Annotated in this window: 18 protein-coding genes and 1 pseudogene; 11 read left to right on the top strand and 8 right to left on the bottom strand. The window is 52.8% G+C overall.

Features of this window, described 5'->3' with window-relative positions; translation table 11 throughout:
• Positions 1–432: 432 nt before the first annotated feature.
• On the top strand, positions 433–1,491 hold the full coding sequence (locus AAEZ09_RS02135) for a Rieske 2Fe-2S domain-containing protein (protein ID WP_350597929.1): 1,059 nt from the start codon (positions 433–435) through the stop codon (positions 1,489–1,491).
• An 87-nt stretch (positions 1,492–1,578) separates the two neighbouring features.
• Positions 1,579–2,529, top strand: coding sequence for a PDR/VanB family oxidoreductase (locus tag AAEZ09_RS02140; RefSeq protein WP_045061349.1), 951 nt, complete (start codon positions 1,579–1,581; stop codon positions 2,527–2,529).
• Between the two features lie 9 nt (positions 2,530–2,538).
• Here AAEZ09_RS02140 and AAEZ09_RS02145 read toward each other — a convergent pair whose 3' ends face one another.
• The 3 genes from AAEZ09_RS02145 to AAEZ09_RS02155 form a co-directional block, all read right to left on the bottom strand.
• Positions 2,539–3,252, bottom strand: coding sequence for a GntR family transcriptional regulator (locus tag AAEZ09_RS02145; RefSeq protein WP_045061350.1), 714 nt, complete (start codon positions 3,250–3,252; stop codon positions 2,539–2,541).
• 67 nt (positions 3,253–3,319) lie between these two features.
• On the bottom strand, positions 3,320–4,570 hold the full coding sequence (locus tag AAEZ09_RS02150; RefSeq protein WP_350597932.1) for an OprD family porin: 1,251 nt from the start codon (positions 4,568–4,570) through the stop codon (positions 3,320–3,322).
• 67 nt (positions 4,571–4,637) lie between these two features.
• Positions 4,638–5,972, bottom strand: coding sequence for an MFS transporter (locus AAEZ09_RS02155; protein ID WP_350597934.1), 1,335 nt, complete (start codon positions 5,970–5,972; stop codon positions 4,638–4,640).
• Between the two features lie 707 nt (positions 5,973–6,679).
• Here AAEZ09_RS02155 and AAEZ09_RS02160 point away from each other — a divergent pair.
• From AAEZ09_RS02160 to AAEZ09_RS02185, 6 genes are all read left to right on the top strand, one after another.
• Positions 6,680–7,357: a hypothetical protein gene (locus AAEZ09_RS02160; RefSeq protein WP_350597936.1), complete on the top strand. Its 678-nt coding sequence runs from the start codon at positions 6,680–6,682 to the stop codon at positions 7,355–7,357.
• A gap of 423 nt (positions 7,358–7,780) precedes the next feature.
• Complete coding sequence (locus AAEZ09_RS02165) at positions 7,781–8,290, top strand: hypothetical protein (RefSeq protein WP_350597938.1); 510 nt, start codon at positions 7,781–7,783, stop codon at positions 8,288–8,290.
• Positions 8,287–8,661, top strand: coding sequence for a hypothetical protein (locus tag AAEZ09_RS02170; protein WP_201148832.1), 375 nt, complete (start codon positions 8,287–8,289; stop codon positions 8,659–8,661). The genes AAEZ09_RS02165 and AAEZ09_RS02170 overlap by 4 nt, the downstream gene beginning before the upstream one ends.
• Positions 8,651–9,346, top strand: a complete 696-nt coding sequence (locus AAEZ09_RS02175; RefSeq protein ID WP_350597940.1) for a hypothetical protein — start codon at positions 8,651–8,653, stop codon at positions 9,344–9,346. The genes AAEZ09_RS02170 and AAEZ09_RS02175 overlap by 11 nt, the downstream gene beginning before the upstream one ends.
• A gap of 61 nt (positions 9,347–9,407) precedes the next feature.
• Complete coding sequence (locus tag AAEZ09_RS02180) at positions 9,408–9,797, top strand: glycine-rich domain-containing protein (RefSeq protein WP_350597942.1); 390 nt, start codon at positions 9,408–9,410, stop codon at positions 9,795–9,797.
• Between the two features lie 99 nt (positions 9,798–9,896).
• Positions 9,897–11,441 carry an MBL fold metallo-hydrolase gene (locus AAEZ09_RS02185; protein ID WP_350597944.1) on the top strand — a complete coding sequence of 515 codons (1,545 nt, stop codon included), beginning with the start codon at positions 9,897–9,899 and terminating at the stop codon, positions 11,439–11,441.
• A gap of 620 nt (positions 11,442–12,061) precedes the next feature.
• Here AAEZ09_RS02185 and AAEZ09_RS02190 read toward each other — a convergent pair.
• Both AAEZ09_RS02190 and AAEZ09_RS02195 read right to left on the bottom strand, forming a co-directional pair.
• Positions 12,062–12,349, bottom strand: a pseudogene (locus AAEZ09_RS02190) (DUF3077 domain-containing protein); the annotation flags it as partial.
• 781 nt (positions 12,350–13,130) lie between these two features.
• Positions 13,131–13,700 (bottom strand): hypothetical protein, encoded by a 570-nt coding sequence (locus tag AAEZ09_RS02195; RefSeq protein ID WP_350597947.1) that lies wholly within the window; start codon positions 13,698–13,700, stop codon positions 13,131–13,133.
• 501 nt (positions 13,701–14,201) lie between these two features.
• Between AAEZ09_RS02195 and AAEZ09_RS02200 the strand changes: the two genes are divergently transcribed.
• A complete protein-coding gene (locus AAEZ09_RS02200) occupies positions 14,202–14,840 on the top strand; it encodes a restriction endonuclease (protein WP_350597949.1) in 639 nt (212 codons plus the stop codon).
• 957 nt (positions 14,841–15,797) lie between these two features.
• Here the strand turns inward: AAEZ09_RS02200 and AAEZ09_RS02205 are convergent.
• From AAEZ09_RS02205 to AAEZ09_RS02215, 3 genes are all read right to left on the bottom strand, one after another.
• Positions 15,798–17,096, bottom strand: a complete 1,299-nt coding sequence (locus AAEZ09_RS02205; RefSeq protein ID WP_350597950.1) for an ATP-binding protein — start codon at positions 17,094–17,096, stop codon at positions 15,798–15,800.
• Positions 17,097–17,378: 282 nt separating this feature from the next.
• A complete protein-coding gene (locus tag AAEZ09_RS02210) occupies positions 17,379–17,573 on the bottom strand; it encodes a hypothetical protein (protein ID WP_350598116.1) in 195 nt (64 codons plus the stop codon).
• A gap of 808 nt (positions 17,574–18,381) precedes the next feature.
• Positions 18,382–18,963 (bottom strand): hypothetical protein, encoded by a 582-nt coding sequence (locus tag AAEZ09_RS02215; RefSeq protein ID WP_350597952.1) that lies wholly within the window; start codon positions 18,961–18,963, stop codon positions 18,382–18,384.
• Between the two features lie 536 nt (positions 18,964–19,499).
• On the opposite strand from AAEZ09_RS02215, the gene AAEZ09_RS02220 reads away from it, so the two are divergent.
• Together AAEZ09_RS02220 and AAEZ09_RS02225 are read left to right on the top strand one after the other, a co-directional pair.
• A complete protein-coding gene (locus AAEZ09_RS02220) occupies positions 19,500–20,234 on the top strand; it encodes an RNA-binding protein (protein ID WP_350597954.1) in 735 nt (244 codons plus the stop codon).
• Between the two features lie 181 nt (positions 20,235–20,415).
• Positions 20,416–21,906, top strand: coding sequence for an RES family NAD+ phosphorylase (locus tag AAEZ09_RS02225; RefSeq protein WP_350597956.1), 1,491 nt, complete (start codon positions 20,416–20,418; stop codon positions 21,904–21,906).
• Positions 21,907–22,314 lie beyond the last annotated feature (408 nt).

A 22,314-nucleotide genomic window follows, 5' to 3' on the forward strand; every position in this document is an offset into this window, starting at 1 on the left:
CTCCCATAGGTGTGCTCTACAAGTAGTCCCAAGCAGCCAGTCCCCACAGGTTCCGGTGTGGACAAAAAATCGGCGGCCCAGTAACAGCAAAGCTCCCGTATCTCGACAGCGCCAATTCAAGCTTGGCTAACCAGGCCGTATGTCTGACGATCCTGCCTTCCAGCGTGCATAACTCCCCAGTCACGGCGCCCTCCACCAGTCGGGCCTGTATTTGTACCGATACCGCTTCACGCTTACTGCGTCGAACGCGTCATTCGCTGCGCGATACAAAAATTCGGCCTTGGTATTTCGAGTTCGAGTAATGGGCTATTCCAGTATGTTTCAGATGCTCAATGGATCCATTGATGTGTGAGTACAGGCTTAACGCTTGACTGATTTGAGAATACTCATATTTAATGGATCCATAAAAACAAGCCTGCGCTGGAGATCTTCATGTATCCGAAAAACACCTGGTATGTCGCCTGCACCCCTGACGAGATCGCTTCCAAGCCTCTGGGGCGGCAAATATGCGGTGAGAAAATCGTTTTCTACCGAGGCCTTGAGGGGCGCGTTGCCGCTGTCGAGGATTTTTGTCCTCATCGCGGTGCTCCCCTCTCGCTTGGTTATGTCGACAACGGCAACCTGGTGTGTGGATACCATGGCCTGGTCATGGGCTGCGACGGCAAGACCGTCGAAATGCCGGGTCAGCGCGTACGGGGTTTTCCGTGCAACAAGACTTACGCGGTCGAAGAGCGTTACGGCTTCATCTGGGTCTGGCCTGGGGAGCAGGACAAGGCTGATCCTGCACTGATCCACCACCTGGAATGGGCTGTGAGTGATGAGTGGGCCTACGGCGGTGGGCTGTTCCATATCAATTGCGACTATCGACTGATGATCGATAACCTGATGGATCTCACCCACGAAACCTACGTACACGCTTCGAGCATCGGCCAGAAAGAGATCGATGAAGCGGCGCCGGTCACCACCGTCCAGGGCAACGAGGTGGTAACCGAGCGGCACATGGAAAACATCATGGCCCCGCCGTTCTGGCGAATGGCCCTGCGTGGCAACAATCTGGCCGACGACGTGCCGGTAGACCGTTGGCAGATCTGCCGTTTCAGCCCGCCCAGCCACGTGTTGATCGAGGTGGGCGTGGCCCACGCCGGCAAGGGCGGTTACCACGCCGAGCCGCAACACAAGGCCGCGAGCATCGTGGTCGACTTCATCACCCCGGAGACCGAAACGTCGATCTGGTACTTCTGGGGCATGGCACGCAATTTCAATCCCCGCGACGAAGCCCTGACCGCCAGCATTCGCGAGGGCCAGGGTAAGATTTTCAGCGAAGACCTCGACATGCTCGAGCAGCAGCAGAAAAACCTGCTGGCCCATCCCGAACGCAACTTGCTCAAGCTCAACATCGATGCCGGGGGCGTGCAGTCCAGGCGCGTGCTGGAACGTCTCATTGCCCTTGAGCGAGCACCGGCGGTCGAGCTGATTGCGGCGGCCAAATAGCCAAGGGCATTGCGCTTTAGCGCTACGCCAGTCCCTCCCAAAGATCCTGTTCGCGGCCACTGCGGTGGCCGGTCTTGAAGGTGCGCCATGATTGAAGTCGTCGTGTCATCCCGCAACAACGAAGCGTTGGATATCTGCAGCTACGAGTTGACCTGCGCCCAAGGCGGGGCATTGCCCGTCTTCAGTGCCGGGGCCCATATCGACGTGCACCTGCCCGGCGGGCTGATCCGCCAGTACTCGCTGTGCAATCACCCGCAAGAGCGCCATCGCTACGTGATCGGCGTACTCAGGGACGCCGCCTCGCGCGGTGGTTCCCAGAGCCTGCATGAGCAGATCAACAGTGGCGATCGGCTGATGATCAGTGAGCCGCGCAATCTGTTCCCGCTGGTGGCCGAGGGACGACGCAGCCTGTTGTTCGCCGGCGGCATCGGCATCACTCCGATTCTGTGCATGGCCGAGCAACTGGCCCACAGCGGCGCCGATTTCGAGCTGCACTACTGTGCTCGCTCCAGTGAACGTGCGGCGTTTGTCGAACGGCTCAAAGGAGCATCCTTTGCCGATCGTGTGCACCTGCATTTCGATGAACAAGCCGATTCTCGCCTGGACGCCGCCAGGGTTCTGGCCAATCCGCAGCCTGACGTGCACCTGTATGTCTGCGGCCCCTCAGGCTTCATGCAGCATGTACTCGACAGCGCCAAGGCTCAGGGCTGGAGCGATGGGCAGTTGCACCGTGAATACTTCGCCGCGGCACCGGTGGATACCGCCGGCGACGGGACGTTCCAGGTCAAGCTTGGCAGCAGCGGGCAGGTGTTCGACATTCCCGCCGACAAGACGGTGGTCCAGGTGCTGGAAAGCCACGGTGTCGAGATTGCCATTTCCTGTGAGCAAGGCGTCTGCGGAACCTGCCTGACCCGTGTTCTGGAGGGGGTGCCGGATCACCGTGACCTGTTCCTCACCGAAGACGAGCAAGCGGCCAATGATCAGTTCACGCCCTGCTGTTCGAGGGCTAAATCCGCGTTATTGGTGCTGGATCTCTGAACGAGCCGGTCATTCGCCGCGCGCGATGACTTTAACCCGCTCGCCATTGCCAATTGCTCCGAACACTTCGGCGTAGCGCAGCGTGGCGTTGGCGTGTTCACGCATGATGGCTTCAGCGCGTGCGCCCTGGCGGCTGACCAGCGCGTCGTAGACCGAGTGGTGTTGCATGTGCGCGAAGTTGAAGCGCCGGTATTCACGCGCCATGTCTTCACGATCGATCGCCAGCGCTGACACTGAGGCGAAAGGGCGATGGTCGTTGCGCGACAGGGCTTCGGCAATGGCCGGGTTGGCGCTGCTGGCGACGATCACCTGATGAAAGCGCATATTGAGGTCATGGAATACCTCAAGGTCTTCTTCGGTCACAAAGCCTTTGTCGAACAGCGCATCGCCCTGCACCAGGCATTCGAGCAGCGCCGCCTGCGCTTGCTCACTCAACCCGCGCTCGGCGCTCTGCCGCGCCGCCAGCCCCTCCAGCACCCCGCGTACCTCCACGGCGCCGGCGATATCGTCGGCGCTCACCGAGCGTACCTGATAGCCCCGCCCGCCATGGCGCACCAGCAAGCCTTCCTGTTCCAGGGTCAAAAAGGCCATGCGCACCGGCATGCGCGAAACGCCAAAGCGTTCCGCCGTCGGAATCTCCATCAGCCGTTCGCCGGCCGCCAGCTCGCCCGAGGCGATCATTTTGCGCAGTGCGACCAGCACCATTTGACCTGGTTTGCTCATGCAGGCGACTTCCAGTGAGGGGTCGCCATAGTAACGCAAGGAGAGGGGGAGATGCAGGGGCGCCAGGTCAGAGTGACAGTGGGTAGCTGACGATCACACGGGTCTGATCGAAGTCACTGTTGAAACTGCGGCGGTTGGTGGCGTTATTGACCCGCAGGCTGAGGTTCTTCAGCGGGCCACTTTGCAGGGTATAGCTGAGCTCGGTGTCGCGCTCCCATTCCTTGCCATTGCTGCCAGCCTTGGTGGTGGCGTTGTCACCATGACCGTAGCGGGTCATCAGCTGCAGGCCGGGAATACCCACGGCGACGAAGTTGTAGTCATAACGAGCCTGCCAGGAACGTTCATCGGCGTTGCTGAAGTTGCCGTTGAACATGTCATTGCCCAAGGTGCGCCCACTGCTGCCATACACGGACATCCAGCCGGTATCGCCGCTGACTTTTTGCAGCCCCAGATACAGGGTATGACCCCCCAGGTTGGCCGAGAACAGCCCGTAGGCGGTATGGCTTTGCACGTTGCCGATACGCGCGCTGCCGTCATCCTTGTCGATGAAATAGCCCAGGTTCGCGCCGAGGGTCCAGTCACCGAATTTCTGTTTATGCAGCAGGTTCAGATAGCTTTGCTGATAGATGTCTTCGAGTTGCGAGTGCCAGGCGCCAATCAGCGTTTGTTGTTCGTTGAAACGGTATTCGCCGCCCGCATAGTTGAAACCGTCCGACATGACGGTGGGAGCAGCCCAGGCCGAGAGGTCCTGCATGTCCGAGGAGTTACGCAGGCTTACGGCGGTGTATTGGCCTGCCTGCAGGCTCAGGCCAGGGAGCTCTCGGGACACCAGCGTGGTGCCCTGGAAGGTCTGTGGCAGCAGGCGCCCGTCATCGTAGCGCAGCAGCGGAATATCCGGCATGAGCTCGCCGAGCATCAGTTCAGTGTCGGAAACACGCATTTTTGCCGCCACCCCCGCGCGCCCATAGTTGTCAGCGGCGTGACCATCGTCGTGCACCGGCAGCAGCTCCGATCCGGAGCGTTGAGGGCCGCTGTCGAGCTTGACGCCAAACATCGCTATACCGTCCAGGCCAAAGCCGACCACACCCGGGGTGTAACCGGAACTGAACTTGAGGATCGCGCCCTGGGCCCATTCCTCGATCTTGCTCTTGCTGGCGCCGGGATCGTTGAAATCACGATTGAAATAGTAATTTCTCAGCGTCAGGCTGGTCTTCGAGTCCTCGAAAAAACCGCTGCTTTCAGCTTGTGCCGAAGGAATCAGGGCAAGCGCTATTGCACCGCCGAGCAGCGCCCGGGGAGGGAAGGAGAGGTAAGTCATTATTGTTGTTTTCCTGGAGGATGTAGTCAGTAGCGGGGACCGACCCCGCTACCTCTTCGCAAAGGTGTCAGGCCTGGCTGAGTTGGGCGCCAGGCTGTGGTTGGGCGGCAGGCCGCAGTGCCAACAGCACAGCGGCGGCGATGACGAAAACCACGGCAAACACCCCATACAGGTGCAGGGGTTGCCAGCCGCCGTCCAGCAACAGACCGGCGACCGTCGGCGAAAGGATCGCACCAATGCGTCCGATACCGATGCCCCAACCCACCCCCGTCGCGCGCACCGAAGCGTCATAGACAATCGGCGACAACGCGTACAGGCCCGCCACACAGCCGTTGGCAAACAGGCCGATCAACAGCCCCAGGCCGAGCGCCATTGACACCGATGAAGCCGAGCCGACGAACAACACCAGCAAGCCTGCAGTCACCAACATGAACAGCGACAGCACCCGAGTCAGCCGCCAGCGCGAGGCCATGGCGCCAATCAATGCCGCGCCAAAAATACCGCCAACACTCAGCAGCACCCCGCCGCTGATCCCTTGTTGTGCCGACAGCCCTGCCGCTACCAGCAGCTTCGGCGTCCAGCTCATCACGAAGTAGAAGCCGAACATCACCAGGAAGAACAGCAACCAGATCAGCAGCGTGGTGCGCCGCGAGGCCGGTGAGAGCAACTGCGCCAGGCGTCCGCGCCCTGAAGTCGGCGCTGTCATGGTGAGGGGCAGGGCGCGCAGCTCGGGCTGGCCGAGGCGGGCGGCCAGTCGATTGATCCGGGCCAAGGCATTGACGGGACGGCGGGCGATCAGAAAATCCAGCGACTCAGGCAAGTACAGCAGCACCAGGGGAATCACCGCCAACGTCACGACGCCACCGAAGATGAATACCGAGCGCCAGCCAAAGTGCGTCAGCAGCCACACCGACAACAACCCCCCAAGCGTCGCGCCCAAGGCATAACCGGTGGACTGCAGGCTCACCGCCAATCCTCGCCAGCGTTTGTTGGCGTACTCACTGGCAATCACGTTACTGCTGGCCAGGATCCCGCCAATACCCAGGCCGGTCAGCCCGCGCATGAGCGCCAGCTGCAAGGGCGTCTGGGTCAGCGCCGACAACAGCATGCCGACCCCGGAGAGCAGCAAGCAAAACAGAATCAAAGGGCGACGACCAAAGCGATCCGCCCACGGGGCAATGAACAAAGAGCCCGCTGCCATGCCAAACAGCCCCGCGCTCAACAACAGGCCGATCTGCGCACCGTTCAGGCCCCATTCGGCAGACACCGAGGAGGCCGTGAAGGCCATGACCAGCACGTCGAAGCCATCAATCATGTTCAGGACAATGCAGATGCCCACGGCCAGCCACTGGAATGGCGCCATGGGGCGCTCGTCCACCACTCTCTTCAGGTCGACTGTCATGGTCGGCCCTCGAGACGAGGTTGTGCACGGGTAAGGCTGGAATAGCAGACGAAGGTGGCTGCAAGCCAAGGCTTGAGCCAGATTGAGAAGTCACTCATCACGACAGACACCCTTGTTATTTTTATGGGCGGGCAGGTGGGGTACCTGACACCGTGTGGTGGCAGTCAATCAATTTATGGATCCATTGAGAAGTGGGTTTCATAAAAATTTTTTCTGTATTTTTTCAGATAACAAATAAAACTATTTAAAATCAATAAGTTATATAGGTGTTAAAAGTGTTCGATTATCGGGCGGATTGGGTGTTTTGTCTTTATGGGATCCACTAATGGCTGGTTAGGAGCTGGTTTGGTAGACCTCGGGGATATGCTTCGCGTTTTAAGCCGAGAGCCGCAAACATTATTTACACACCGTTCGCTTTTGGCTGGTTACTGCCCTTCGCCCAGGGCAGCAGTCGGCCAAAGGCGGCCGATCGGGGCGTCATTTTTTCCAAAAAGTGGGATTTTTGGGGGCTCCTTAAAAATATTCAGCGGTTGTCAAAATCAGCGATGTCGAGAATTAAACTTATCATCAGATGGATTGCGGTTCCTTCGACTTCATCATTTAAGTTTTTAGAAGGCCACCGAGGTTCGTTCCGAGAAATACCACCAGCTATGCTTGTGGCTCTGAACTTTTGCTAAGCGAGGATAGGTACTGGTGTGGGAGCGATAGTGAAAGCAGGTGTCCAGATTGGAGTGGGTATACTGGCTGTGTTCGCTTCTGTAGTGGCTAGCGGAGATACCCCTTCTGTATGTGGAACCTTGGCCGGAAAAGAATATTCAGTATCTAGAACGTATCTGTTTTTTTGGCCCGAGAGAGAGGGCGACTCCTGGAGCGGCACTACACCGAAGATCACAAAGTGCTCGGATCCAGTCAAGTCGCTTGTGCTGGAGGCCTATTGGCCCGATATGGCCCCCGCAGGTAAACTCAATGTCTACAACGATAACGATACGCGGCATATTGCTGTGGGGGTTAGTACGTTGGAACTTGGGGCCAAGTCTGATGATCTGAATTTGGACGAGCTGCTCAAATATCTTCTGAGAAAAGCCAACCCTCAGGACGTGGAGGCTTACCCTGATAGGTTCGGTCTATCCTTCTATACTGGGCCAGCCCCGTCTTTTGCTCAATTACATACCGAGCTTTACTGGAAAACCGATAACAGCGGAAAAATTAAGCTTTTAATTCAGTGTATTTACGGGACGAAAACAACAGGCGTACCCTGCACTTTAACAACCGGAGCGGAGCAGAAAGGTGCACTCATTGAACTCAGATTTAACTATCTATATCTTCCCTCATGGAATGACATACTGAAAAAGTCCGTCGAACTTTTGGGGAAAATTTATCGCTAGTGGTTTCTCGGTAGCAGCCTGAACATCTTACTATATGGCCACTTATCACCAACTAGTGCCTTTCGCGAACGACAGTTTTGGGTCGGCTTCAGCCATTCGTGGTAGGCAGACACCGGCCAATAGCGGTTACTAAGTGGTACACCTCTGGGTACAACCACATTTGGCAAACCGACTAAGCAACCCACGACATACCCAGAATGCCCCACGAGATACATAGCTGAAACGCTGAAACTACATTCCACGCGGATTGAATATCGGGCAAGCCTCAAGGGCGAATCCTTACACAAGCAAGCGAAGAAATTGACGAGGCCGTGCGCCTCAAGCTAACAATGCCGGTCTTGCGTCGCTACGCGACGACTGCTCATCCGAATGGCGTGGAATCTGCACTCTGTTTGAAAGACTGACTGGAAAGGATGCCTGACTGTGACCAAACCCCGTGTTTCATTACTCGTAATCCTTGATTCCGGCCTCACGTACGGGCTGCAAAAACTGCTGCTTTTCGTACTGACATCTCTCTTGCCCATGCTGGGCGTGATTGGTCTGGTAGTCACCTACCAAAGCTGCTTCGAGCACGGCAGGGGTCTCTTGGAATTATCGCGCTTTGAAGTCATCGCATTTGTACTGTTTATCGCTCTGGAGCGGCGCTTCACTTACTACTGCAGGCTCTTTGGCTACAGCTTCTGGCAGGGATTGGTCAGGCTGCTCAGGGTGTTGGGCGTTGCCTCATTAATGGTCGGAGTAGGTGCTTTGCTAATTGGGGGGGGGGCTTCGGCGATTGAACCTATCTTGCTGCAGCCTCTCTGGTTGAGTACCTACCTGCTGGCCTTGTACCTGTGCGCACCTGCTGCGCTTATCGACTATGCAGCACAGAACGCTCGCACTGATACTGTTGAGCCTACGTTGAATACATCTGACATGGAGTCCAAGTCGTGATGCTGCGCTTTTTACCCTTTCTGTTCTTACTCCCGGCTTGCGTTATGGCCAAGCCCGCCGAGCCTGAGTCGGTAAAGCTCATCAAAGCCTGCAAAGAACTGGTTGCCATGTATGACCGTGAGGGTGAGGAGAACCAACTGGTCAGTTGGTTTGGCTCGGTTTCCGAAGGCATGCAGGCAGGGTACTGCCGGGGCGTTATTGTTGAGTACCGGCGCAATAATGAGTTGCGAGCTGTAGAGCAATGGTCAAGTCATCAGCGCTGTAACCAGCTGAACTGGTTTACTCAGGCGCAACAGATTGCGAATTTCTCGCCAGAGCCATACGCAGGTTATTCGATCGGTCACATATTGGAGTCTTCCTGTGGCCGCTGAACGCTGGATAACGCTGCAACAAGCCGTTGGCGACCCGCTTGGCATCCCTCTAGCCAAACACCCTACCTTGCGTAATGCCGTCAATACGCTGGTCAAGGCGTTGGGGAAGGCGGAGTTGATCACGCTGCAGCAGGAACGCTTTGAATACAGTGCCAGCGAGAAAAAGAGGTTGAGCCTTAACGCAGTGGATCGCTCGTGCCTGGTGAACGCAGTGCTATTGCAGGGCGTTTTCGCCGAGCCGAAGATCGTTATCAAACTGTTTACCGATGCCGCAATACGGGCCAACCATGCAGCCTGGGCTAGGACGCTGCTGATCGACCAACAGAGCCAAGCCGGCCAAGGGTTCCTTCCTTCTCAACTGACCCGTTTTCTGGACATGCTGGCGGGGGACTGCGATCTAACAATCGAGCCGCTGCCCAACCCTTTTGCTGACACATTGCCGCAAATGGGTATTGGCCCGGCTCACTGTACAAGCCTTATGCACTTAGCCGCCGTTCAGGCAGCCGTACTCTCGCAGGGTGACAGCATGATGGCCTACTACCTAAACGGCGATCTCGAAAAAGCCTATCAGGCGGCCCTACAGGTCAAGAGTGACGCACCTGCGCTTGAGCAATATCGCGACCTGATTATTCGCGATTATCGCGACTCAAAAGCCGTGAAGGCGCTGCTCGACGATTGGCGATAAACGGTCTTGGTTGTGGAATCCACACCCCGAAACTGGCTCCGTCATCACAGAGGAGCCCGACATGACAAACCATCAACCATTTCCCATTGATCCCGCCGTTGAGCAATTGGATCTATCTGCCCTGCACTTCGCCCCCCAAGTGCAATATCTGGACTGGGCCAGTGCCGAGCTGGAGTACCGGCGCTTTCTCAGCCTGAAGCAGTGCTACCCCAATCAAATGTTGATGCCATCTGGTGCAGCCTGGCAGTTGTGGCAAGCGCACATTCTGGATACCCGTCTTTATCGCAGCGATTGCGAGCGCCTGTTTAACCGCTTTATCGATCACCACCCCTACCTCGGCCATGACAGTGCGGCTGACCGACGCGAAAGGCATTTTGCCGAACAGCTTTATCAGGGGCTGTATGCCCGGCACTACCCCGTACCAGCCGGTGCATTGGCCTTGAGCGACTGAGCCTCATCACGCTTCGCCACATCTAAAAAACTTAATTCAGACAGCTCGGCTGAGTGCCCAAGAGCAGCGCCTGCTGTCGCCCCTAAGAAGGAAATAATCATGTTGAAAATCAAATTTGTTGGCGCAATCGAAGGTGTCAGTGGTTCGTGCACGTGGCTGCACCACACCGATTCTGACACGCAGTTTCTGGTCGACTGTGGCATGCATCAGGGCACGGAGCGCGAAGTATGGGCCAATAGCCAAGCGTTTCCCTTCCAGGCTGCGCGCCTCAAATATGTGCTACTCACTCATGCCCACATCGATCACTGTGGCCTGCTGCCACGGTTGGGGCGCGAGGGATTTACCGGCTTTGTTTACGCCACCCGTGCAACCCGTGAACTCACCGAACTGATGCTGCTGGACGCGGCACGGGTCAGCGGCATGTTTACTGAACAAGAGGTGAAGCAGATTCGCTGGAGTGTTCTAGATGATGACCTGGGTTTTAAGTGGGGTCGCAGCATCCGCTTGGCCGAAGGTATCTGGATGGCCTACTTGCGCAGCAGCCATATCCTGGGTGCCTGTTTGATCAGCATTGGCTGGAAGGTGAATGACGGTAGTCGCACCATCTGCTTTAGCGGTGATGTGGGTTGCCAGACGGATGAGAATGCCTACCTGCCGCTGATGAAGAGCGGCCAACATCCGTTTCCCGATACGGACTACATCGTTGTTGAGTCCACTTACGGCGGCCGGGTACGGGCGCAAGAACATCAGGATTCCCAACTGCGGCTGGCACGTCTGGCTGAAGTCATCGCCCGCACCCTCTTCGTTAAGGGCGGCAAGGTCTTGATGCCGGCCTTCTCGCTGCACCGTGCTCAGGAGTTACTGATGGACGTCCTCCACTGGATGAAAGTTAGCCTGCCCGCGAGCAGACAAGCGCTTGAGCAGCGCGGCAATGATCGACTAATCACGGCCAATGTTCATGCTCCACTAGGTCACGCAGTGACTCAGGTGTATGCAAAACACCTGTGCAGCATGTCTCCGAACGGCAAGTTCAAATATCTGAATGCTGAACTGTGTGAGTCGCTCACCATGCATGCCGATGAGATTGAAGCCATGCTGCAGCGCCTGGTCGAGCATGGCCGCTTCAAAGCAGGCGACGGGGGCTATCTAAGCATGACGAAGCCCAAGCAGCCTTCCAATTTTGAGGCCGATATCGTAATCGCCAGCGCCGGCATGTGCGACAACGGCCCGGTGGTCAACTATCTGAACCGCTGGGGTAACGATCCACGCAACACCATAATTCTCACGGGCTACCAGTCTGCCGGCAGCAAAGGTTCCGAGCTGATGCAGCGTGCGACGGCATCCCCTGCACTCATGGATAGCCTTTCACCTGATCTTGCAGAGGTTGTTGATATGTCGCCGTATTACTCAGCCCATGCCGATCAACAGATGCTGCTGGATTTCATGTTCCGTACCGATGGCTTTGGCTGCAGCAAGCCCGCGACGCTGCTCATCAACCACGGCAACCCGGCGAGCAAGTACGAACTGCGCAAAGCCGTTCAGATGCGTGCGGACAGTCGAAAGGAAAATGACCGCCAAATCAAAGAAGTGAGAATCGCTGATGCCCGCTGGCTCAATCTGGACAGTGGCCAAGTGATTGAGTAAAGCCTTATCGAGCAGGCGCTGCTCAATGAGCTTGAGGCCTTACGGCGGTAGCTCGGGACTCCAACCGATAGCTAAACAACGGTGAAGTAGCGGGGGTGAGACAGGCGCTGAGCCTGTTGCACCCTCGCTTAGTTAACGCACACTCTCAGCCATGAAACATGTCGGACCATAGTCCCAATAATACTTTCGCCTCTATGAGGCTACTTTGGGTGCATCCACCCTGTTTTTCTAGAGATCTATCCGTCTCGAAGCAAAGAGCCTGGAAAGGTCTGCTTCTGGCCGGTAGCGCCTTTCCATCAGAGGCAGCTATGGGTCTATGTCTGCCTGTCGTGATTGGCAGACATCGGCCAAAAGCGGACTTCGATGGCCTGGTTCACTTTAAATAGCCTACGCAAGCAGCTGCTCTGAGCGAGTGCAATCCCCCGAAATCGATCGGTCCAGGCATCGATTCGTGATCGACCCCGAATCAGCAGGAGCGCCGCTGCAGAAGGCCCCATTTAGATGCTACCCCCCTCTGGAATACCTCCATTGGGAACTACCTCTGTCGGAGCAAGGCTTGCCCGCGATAGCGCCAGATCATCCACAACAAACCCAAATGACCCAGCACCATCGCAAGTCCACCTTTGACTAACCCCCAGAATCCCCCGCTCCCGCATCAAAACCTTCACCGAATCATCAACCAACGCCTTACCCATAGCCACCAGATAATGCGCAGCCCAAGCATGCCGCCCATTGCCCTTCGCATAAGCCGCATCCTCAGTCAGCGACTTGGCAAGGCAGAGAAAATCCGAAGCCATCGATAACGCATCGGCAATGGGCACTCCACCAATGACGTGAAACATCGCTTGATTACCGAGGTAGATCGCGGGGGTGAAGCCGATGGTTTTGAGTTCTGGATTATCGGTCATTTGCCACCTCCGACTTGGGAGAAGCAGTCGGGAAGGGTGGGTGGTGGGGCGTTACGCAACTGGGAACTGCGTAGAGGGGGAAGCCAAACTTCGTAAGGTTTGATGGTGCGCACTATCCAACTCCTTGATTTGAGGAGCTGCCACGAGCCTTCTCACGGGCTTGGGTGACAGCCGTGCGCGGGGTGAGAAACCGGCAATCAAGGCAACCGGCAGACCCGAAGGTCTCCCACGCACAGCCGCCATAAAGCCATATCGCGCACGAAAAAAACGCGACGATAGGTTTTGGGGCGCTTTGCGCCTTGATTGATTCGGGCTCTCACACCCGGTCGCTGAATTTGCAGCGACGGCGGAAGGGTATCGCGAGCGTTCCTCCCCCTGCAACCACAGACAACGTTGGACTGATTTCTGAAATTCGCAGGATGAGGTCATCTGCGCTCCTTTTGGCTCATCGATGGCCTTGACGCGTAGGCTCGCCCGTCACAAGTGTTAGTGAAAAAATGCACCACGATTTCCAGTGTGCTGAGTTCAGCCTTGCGTCGGGTTGGGACAATTGGTCTGGGCATTACTTGCTTTCAGGCTCTATGGCAGGCGATGTATTTCTGAGGAAATTATTCGACCGGTTTCGTGCCTGATTACAGTGTTTTTCGGATTAGGAGTAAGCCTATTAGCCATTGCGGCGGCTGCATTAAAGCGTTTTTAGGCTTCGCGACAGTCAGCAATCGGCCTGGAGCGGCCAGTCGGAATCGCTTAGGAATTCAGGGAGATTAATTTTTAATAATTTTTATGTGAATGCTAAAAATGCGGCGTAAGCGCTGCGCATTCCCCATACAAAAAGACCGTAAGAAATCAGGCCTAGCAATATTGCAACGATGTTAAAGAAAAGGCCAGTACGTTGTTTCCAGCTTTCTGTCTCGGCGTAAAACCACTGACTCAGATAGGTGGAACCTGATGAAACAACTATAGCAAATACACCGCATACGAAGATTGCCAAAGAATCGGTAAATGCGGGGATTCGAGAATGCTGTTCCTCAGTGAGCTTGCCAATAAATGCAAGTAGGGCAACTGATGCACCACCATTCATTAAAAGAGCTGTTTTAACAGCATTTTGCCCAGACTGAATAACCGTACGAAACATTTCAAGATCGGAAGCATGATTGCTTTTCTCTCTTTCAACCATAAGTTGGAGCTGCGCTTTGAGATTTTCTATCTGATCTGGGCTGAGATCGCCGGGCTCGGTGGCTATAACCTTTTCAAGGTATAAGATAAGGTTATCGCAATTAATCGATTCGCTGCTGATTTTAACTTCTTTGACAGAAGTTAAAAGCTGTGTGGCAAATGCTTTAACGGTCATTTTTTGTCCTTGTATGTGCCGGCCGAAAGCCAAAACTGAATTTTTCGCTTAGACAATCGTCTTTTGACAACCGATCAGCTCCGCGTCAATTATGTTCACGATAAAATTCAATCCGTATAGCATATTTCTTTACGACCTTCCCCCCCCCTTAGCCATCTTGACGCTGAATGAGTGCTTTTGGCCGGCTTCCGGCTGTGTCTACTGGCTAGAAACGGCCGAGACTAGGCGCGCACTCGACCAAGGCTGGTTCAGGGCCAGTCTGCTAAATCTGCTAAAGTTGAGGCATCTGCCTCGCTCAAAGGATGCGGTAATGGGGGGCTGTACGATAGGACTCACAGAGCGCCGTAATCACACGCAGCTCAGGGAGGGTACTGCCTAATTTGCGGAACCTGGTCCTCTCAACTGGGCTCCTATGCCACCCTAGCAGCCTTCGGGATTACGTGAGATGGGATGATGCAACAGCTCAATAAACTCAATCATTCACCACTCCGAGGAGCTTTAATGCACTGGGCTGAATATCAACAAAAGGCTGCGGATTTTTTTATTACATTAGGTCTGAAAACCGAGATCGAATGCAAAATACATGGAGCACGTGGTATTCACAATATTGATGTTCTTGCGTCAGGAATATTCGGTGGAGTGAATTTCAAATGGATTGTGGAGTGTAAAGCATGGAAGAGGAATATACCAAAAGAGAAAGTTATGGCTCTTTCCGCCATTGTGCAAGATGTAGGCGCTGACAGGGGAATATTGCTTTCGGAAGTTGGATTTCAGTCAGGGGCCATACTTTCTGCTCGCAGCTCCAACATAACTCTTACAAGCCTGGAGGATCTTTCGCGGACATCCGAACAGCTATCGATAGACGCAATAGTCGGCAAAGTAAACTGGGAGGCTCATAAAGCAAGGTCGCGACTACTGGAAGAAAAAAAACGGTCGGATTGGCACGAATACAGCCCCTCTAGGCTAATGCTCTCATCAGAATTGGGTGTATTGGAATTATTACTTAGTGACGCGCTACAAGGGAAATACCCAATCAGCTATCCAACCAAAGGACTCCAATGGGACACTCTCGAAAGCTTAATAGGCTACGCTGAGAAACTCATCTCTGAAGCCAACAGCTGGGATATATCTCAAGATTAACAACTCACCATCCACAAAATTTGACATAAGATTTCTCGAATAAAAACTTAAAGGGTGATCAGCCGTGTATTTCCTTTTAGCGGCTGCTTCGGCCAATAGTCGGCTTTAGACGGGGAAACTAGCCCGGCATCCGCTGGCTCGTTCCGCGTAGCGGCTTCCCAATCCGCCGTTCCGCTGCGCGTGAAGGCGTCATTGCCCGATGTTTGCCCATAGCGATAGGAAGCAATCGGCCAAGGGCGGTCATTCGTGATCCATACTGTGAGTGCGCAAAAGCTTCGCGTAAAGACAAGGTAGTGCTTGTGTTATCCATGATATAGTTCACTTGCTGGGTTCTACTTTTTATTACTTTAAGTGAAGTTTACCTCAAGTACCAAAATTTAATTCGTTCCTTCAGCCCGCAGTGCTCATCGATTTTCATTTCATAGAAAACCGGTTCGGAAAATTCAATTTTCCATGTTGATGGCCATGTGATGCTCTTAGAGAGATCAACATACATGGCCTGTGAGATCGAACAGACAAAGTTATCGACATTATCAGGTGGACATACTCTGAAAACACCGCAGTTGCTTAATCGCGAGACAAAATCCTCGATGGAGCTTTTGGTCTTGATAAGCTTTTCAACCGGATACAATTCACTGTATTTATCGTCGGGCAACGAGTTCCTATTGGCATAGTATTCGTGTATCAAACCCATTGATCGACCTACTTCTGATGAAAACTCGGTTTCGAATTTCAGATACTGTTCTCCTTTTTTATAATCGCTTTCTTGTAAGGCTGACGAAAGCTGAAATAATGCGATTATCACGCCCGTAATCACTGATAGAGTTTGAATCCACGTGGCCAAATGTTGATTTTGAGAATTTCTGAAGAAATTGATTGCTTTAAGTATCATGATTTTATGTTAATTTTTTTGATTTGTGTTTGTAGGCTGATAAGCCGTGCTGATATAAATGTCCATCATTTGTGTCGCCTCCTAGTATTGTTGTAGCTCTTGGTGAGAACTTCAAGTAAGCTGTTGATATTTACTTCAAAGCTGGTTTTTGGTTCTTCAGAATTAAGGGCTAGTGCAAATGATCTGTACAAAGGATCGATAAATGAATATTTTCCTGAGTTATCATCAAACCTTACCAGAGGTGTTCGAAGAGCTTTACATAGCTTCTCCATTCCTCCGACGAAGCTTTTAGATGAATAAGAAGGTTCTACCTTATTAATTTTGCGAAGTATTTCATCTTTGGTTGCTCCGTCCTGTGAAAGCTGTGCGAGCGCATGGATTATAAGCTTAGGGTGGTTGTACTTACTCTTGCGATTTTGTTTGAGTGAAGCCTCAAATGCCATTTTTAAAGTATCAGAGGAGTTAGATAGATATTTCTTTAGTGCGGGCTCAAGCTCTTCGGCTGTAAGTGTAATGGGCGCGCTAGCTTCTTCATATATATCATTTTGCTGGCACACATTTAAGCACAAGGTATGACAGATTGCTGGTAGCCCATTAGCATAATGGCTTATTTTATTCGTAAGGCTCGGACTGAAAGCAATTTTGAGAATTTTTGTGCCTAGATTTATTATGCTCTGAAGTTCATATGGTTCCATAAGCGGGACATGGATTTCCGCAATGCGTGTACGCATTTCTGGATCATACTGGACAACCTGTCTTGCGGAGTCAACTGCGCCAACAGCAATGACTTTTACAGTTCTGTAGTCGTCGGCCATGTCCATGAACACTTTCATGGTTTGCGAAAGTTTCGTACGCTCAGATTCTTCAATTTTATGAAAGTCTTCAAGAACCCAGCAGCAGTTCGCTTCCCCCATGAGCTTGGCGAGATTCTGAGCTGTTAATTGCGGTGGCAAGATCCTTGTTTTCTTTGCGGAATTTTCGGATGAGGATGAAGCGGTAACAGACAATTCGCTTCTGATTGAAGCTAGCGTAGTTTTAGCGGATGCAGAAATGGTTGCTGTATCTTTCGCTTGAAGCTCAGAAATATAATATGCATCCAAGTCATCAAAGGCACTAAGCATAAGTTGATCAAAACTAGATGCCGAGGTACACCTTGTGGTTACTTCATGCTCGTATAGTTGGCGTAGTTTGTTTCTTAGTAGAGTGGATTTTCCCGACCCCGAGTACCCATAGACGACAATTTGTGTCCCAGGAGTTCTGAGCGCATCTACTAACTTGTCATTTATATCTTCCCTCTCGATAAAGGAAGCTTTTGCAGGTGTAGTTGGTGTAAAAACGTCATAGACGGTCGTAGAGGACTTCATGTCTTGCTCATTCCATTGGCGTAGAGGGCGAAGGATTTTCGACTGTGAACAAGAATGCGTCAACGAGAGAAGGTAGATTTAATTTTTTGGGCATGGCAGGTGAATTGCTTTCAAATGGTATGGATTTCGGTATCGCCAGAATGCGGTGGCTGGATTCAGATCTAGGTTTAGACGACTAGATAGTCAATATCGCGGTCCCGTTGGCGGTCTCGTTCCGACCTACTTGGTGAATTGCCCTTAATTCTGTAGACGTTCTGAATGGCTGCTTCTGGCTGTTTGGAGTCATTCTGGGGTCATTGGCACGGCCAATGTCATCTTGATGAACTCTTCGTTCCTGTCGATCGTCTGCAGAGCGCTGCGGACATTGCCGGCGACTTCTGCTGAGCCACGCTGCTCGACCCATATCGTCAGCTCCATGATGGCGGCTTGGAGGGAAAGCTGGTTTTCGTTGATCTTGTAGAGCAGGGAAGGGAGCAGGTCTTAGTTGGGCATCGCGATTCCTTCGCGGATGGAAGCAGCGTAACAGGGTAAGGCGTAGGAAAAGCGTGCATCGTCGCCAGGGGCCGGAAATCCTGTGCGCAAAATCCCCGCTGCAGGAGATTTAATTATCGATGATCTTTTAAGGCAATCAGCACCAGATATTCGGAAAGTGACCCGCTATTGGGGGACTTTTCCATAAAACAATAGAGGCGTAGCTCCTCAAGGTCCATTTGATCTGCGTGGAACGACGCCTGGCGCCGAATGTAACTGCTGGCGTGGTAATTGCTCCAGCATAAGAACATTTGTTGAGTCATCGGGCTGGAGGGTTAGCGCCGTGTGGAAACATCCTCTGATGCTCAGCTTCACCTCGGGAGTCGCGATCCTCTCATTCGGTTGGGCTTTGAGCATTGTTTTTGTCCATTCGCATCTGAGATGAGCGCCAATTTATACATTACGAGCGACTTTTGCCGAGCGTCGCTGCTCAACCCAGAGCGTAGGCATCAGATCTGGGTTTGGCATCGCGAATCCTCCGTGAGGAAAGCAGCGCAGCATCTGGGAAAGTGGTCTGTGCGGGAGGGGGCTCGTTGGGGTTCGGCCGACAGAACGCAAGGTAGGGTGGATTACTGTAGGAATATACAACACTAAGTCATTAACTCTTATAGGATGATATGGTTGTTTTATACCGCTCTAGATCTAATACTTTGTCCCTTGCGTGTTAATAGCTTGTATTAGCCTCGGGGTCACCTAGACATCATGGTGCGCAATTAGTCCCACACCCAATGGGGGCGGGAGCAACAGTGGTTTATTAAATAAAAAAGGTTTGTTCTACTTCCAAAATAAATCCGTTATAAAATGCCAAACCCATCATAGCAAGGTCGGTTGGGTGCGCTGTACTAATAGGTTTCCCCAAATGAGTAGTCGGCGGGTTGTACCAAGCACCGTTATTTTTCACAGGCAGCGCCACTGGTCGTGGTGGAACGTCAGTAATGACTATAGGGTCACCGGAGTATTGGACTATCTCACCGTTGGAGATGGTCAAATTTTCAATATGCCCACCTGTTGAATCCGCAAACCCGATGGACCGATAACCGGCTTGAATACTCGCCAGATCTTGGATGGAATGGTTATCTGCATCTCTCGCAGCTTTCAAATATCGTAGCAGCATGTCTTTTTTTCGAAGGGCTTGGAATCTACCCTGCCACGGCTGGAATTTTGCCTGGAAGGAGACACAGGCTCGCTCCGTCTTGATCCATACTTTCTCGATATGGCCAAGGTATTCCCGCCATTCTGATTCATAATGCGCGAACGACGGTGCTTGCATCATTGAGGAAATCGCCTGCTCGGCCGCTGCAAGATTATCTTTAGAGTGCTTTAGGTGAGAGCTCATTTTCGCGTCCTGCAGAGGCCCTGGTTTTTTCGAGATTCTTGCATGCCGTCTACTACGTGCGCAAACCCCCGATACAGCCCCGGATATCCGTTTGTATCGGCACAAAAAATCGTATTCTTTGCATGCTGGTAAGCACAGTATTCATTGTAAATCAATAGGTTGAACTTGTAGGCTTTCCTGCATGGGGTACTAGGGAGCAAACGAGCTTACAACGGATCAAAGTCCATTTTCGACCCGTAGCTGTCGATGATGGGGCACAGCAGCCGAAAAAGGAAGCATCTGCAATGCTTATGGGGACTAGCCGGCTGTTTTCGCAACGCGTTTGGCCATATGATCGCCTCCATCCGTGAACCTACCAGAACGAATAATAGGGATGTCCACTCATTGTATATACCTTTGCATACTTCTATCATAATGCTGGAAGGCTTTACCGGTAAGGGATGAAGAGTGAAGTAAGAATTTCGCCCACTGCCCCGCTCGGTCAATCACAGATAATTTTGTGCTTAAGCATAGTTACGCGTCGCTAAGGAGTGGCAGTGTCAAAAATCAAAATAACCGTGGCAACAATTGGGCATATGCCTGCGGAATTCCAAAAGAGAAAGCTTAAGGAGTGGAATTCTTCAATATTTGAAGTGATTGGCGAAATTGAGAACTATTCCCTGAACTGTCAATCTGACGGCGATGATTGGGAGTTCACAGATGCGGCTCTGGAGAACGTCCTACCTACAAATTTCAATGGGGACTTTTTGGTGTCGATAGTCAACGTACCAATTGAAGGCAACTGGTACACGCGGCGTCTTACATCCAACAGAGTGGTGTTTTCGCTTCACGAAATCAAAGACATACTTGGACTCTCAAACATCCCACTAGAAAATGCTATCTATCGTCTTTTCTACGCATACTTGCTCCTATACAAAAGAAGCGGAGACCGTATACCCACAAACGCAGAGAGCACTAGCTTTACCCACGATGAGACGCGCGGTTGTATTTTTGATATGAATGGCATAAAGACTGATATCACGCATTCATGCCACAAGCCAATCCTTTGTTCAAGTTGTGTGGAGCGGAGTCGACAAGAAAAAGTCTCCAGTGAAACTATCGAAAAATGTCAGTCCGAAATAAACAGAATACAAAAAGATCTTTTCTACAGGATGACAGACTTCATAAGGCAGCATCCCGTATGGTCGCTAGCAATCTCCGGACTCACGGCTATAGTGCTAGGCGCGACAGGATCTGTTGTTGGCTCTTTCATATATGAGGCGATAAAATAGTGAAGTTCTCCAAAAGTGCAGCAACTCAACAACCGCTCCTGGCCGATTGTTGCCTGTCGCCACCCGCAATAATGCGCAACTTTTGGCCGATCACCCACCCTCAACACGGCGTGATGACCCCGGTGTAACCGTCACGCGGTGTACACTTTACAGATACGTTCAAGTCGGGGGAGGTTGAGGTATGCGTGGTGAATTCGCTCATTTAGGTGATCTGCCAGAAAAACAGGTTTGCCATGAGTGCATAGGCGAGAAGTACCTCTCCGGCCAAATTGAGGTTGAGGGGATTCCAGCCACCTGCGATTACTGCGCGGAGATCGAAACTCCCTGCCTCTCAATCGTCGAAATTGCCGGACGGGTACAGACCGCAATTGAGCAGCACTACTCCATGACCCCGGACGGCCCCGACGATTATCAAAGTGCCTGGTTACGTGATAAGGAGTCGGACTATAACTGGGAGCGTGAGGGTGAGCCCGTCCAAGGCGTCGTCGCCGAATTACTCTGCGCAGCCGACTGTATCGCCGCGGACATTCTAGAGCTCCTTTCTGATCGATTTGACTGCCGTCGGCCGGGTGATCCGGACGAAGGAGAGACTGAGTTCGCCCACACCTCATTCTATGAGCTCAAAGCTCACTCCCACAGAGACTGGGATCGGAAATGGCAAAGGCTTGAAGTAGCCCTGAAAAATGAGGTGCGATTCTTCAATCAGGAGGTGCTCGATGTCCTCAAGTCGGTTTTCAACAACCTGCACCAGATGCAATTTCGAACACTAGACGTAGCCGTCGTCCAAGTAGGCCCAAGTACTGCTCTGGAAGCTCTTTATAGGGCCCGTGAATTTCAGTCCTCCTTAGACCTGAAGAAAGCACTCGAAAGCCCTGTAGGCGAGCTGGGCCCACCTCCGGGGAAATACGCGCGTGCCGGCCGCATGAATGCTTCAGGTATCTCCGTTTTCTATGGGTCTGAACAAGCCCACTCTGCATTGTCTGAGATCCGGCCAGTGGTAGGCAGCAATGTAGTTGTGGCGAAATTTTCGATCATCCGGCCACTCCACCTGCTCGATCTGAGAGCCCTTAAGACGATCAGTTTCAAGGGAAGCCTCTTTGATCCGAGCTATGCGGAAGAGAAACAGCGTATTGGGTTTCTGTCGACGTTGACTGATCGATTGACTGTTCCCGTCATGCCGGGTGAGCAAGAGCGTGAGTACCTGACCACACAGGCTGTTGCAGATTATTTAGCCGGCATGTCGGAGCCTGAGCTCGACGGGATCTTGTTCCCCTCCGTTCAAGATGGCAAAGGCGTAAACGTGGTTCTGTTTCATAAAGCAGCTCTGGTCGAGCCGCTGGCTAAAACAGGAAGGAAGGTCGTTTCTGCATCCATTGAGGACATTGACTATGAGTTCGATGTCCGTCACCCAGAGTACGAAATCAACACCGAAACTATAGAGGAACTAGGCGGATCAGTTCCGATGCTGCCATTGTTTTTCGATTTTGACGCCCATCTGGAGTCTCTACGGCAGCCAGAGCACCGGGAGCCCTCACTTCGACTTGAACTAGAGTCGATAGAGGTTCATGACATCAAGGCTGTGGTTTTGCAAACGACAGTGCTACCTGTTCGTGTGACACCTCAACGCCAACATCGGGCTGGTCACACAGAGTCGGGTGAGCCTAAATTTTGAAGGCTCATAGTTTCCGGAGCATTGGGGGGTTAGTGCTGCCTTTCGTTTGAATTTTCAAAGTTTGCCGGCTTTCGCCGATATTTCTTGTTGCAGGCCTTTGAGTATTAGCGCTGGTGCGATTTGGCTAATCTGTTGCATCGACCGGTTGAATTCACAGCCGAAAGTGAATGGCCGCATCTGGCCGATTGCTGCCTTTCGCGAGGGGTTGCTATGGGTCGATTTCTGCCGGTGCTGACCGTCAGCAATGTTTCGGTTGCGACTGGTGGGGGGGTATAGGCAGCAGGGCTCGTCCTGGCGAGTTTATTTCCCCAAAGAATGGCTCGTTGGATGGATCAAGCGGGAAGTCAGCGGAATGCTCATTGTGCGCTTCTGCAGATGTAGAGCGGGATACAGCGATTCCAGCGGACA

Origin of the sequence: Pseudomonas sp. 65/3-MNA-CIBAN-0223, assembly GCF_040310425.1 — a bacterium.
GTDB classification, from domain to species: Bacteria; Pseudomonadota; Gammaproteobacteria; order Pseudomonadales; family Pseudomonadaceae; genus Aquipseudomonas; species Aquipseudomonas gregormendelii.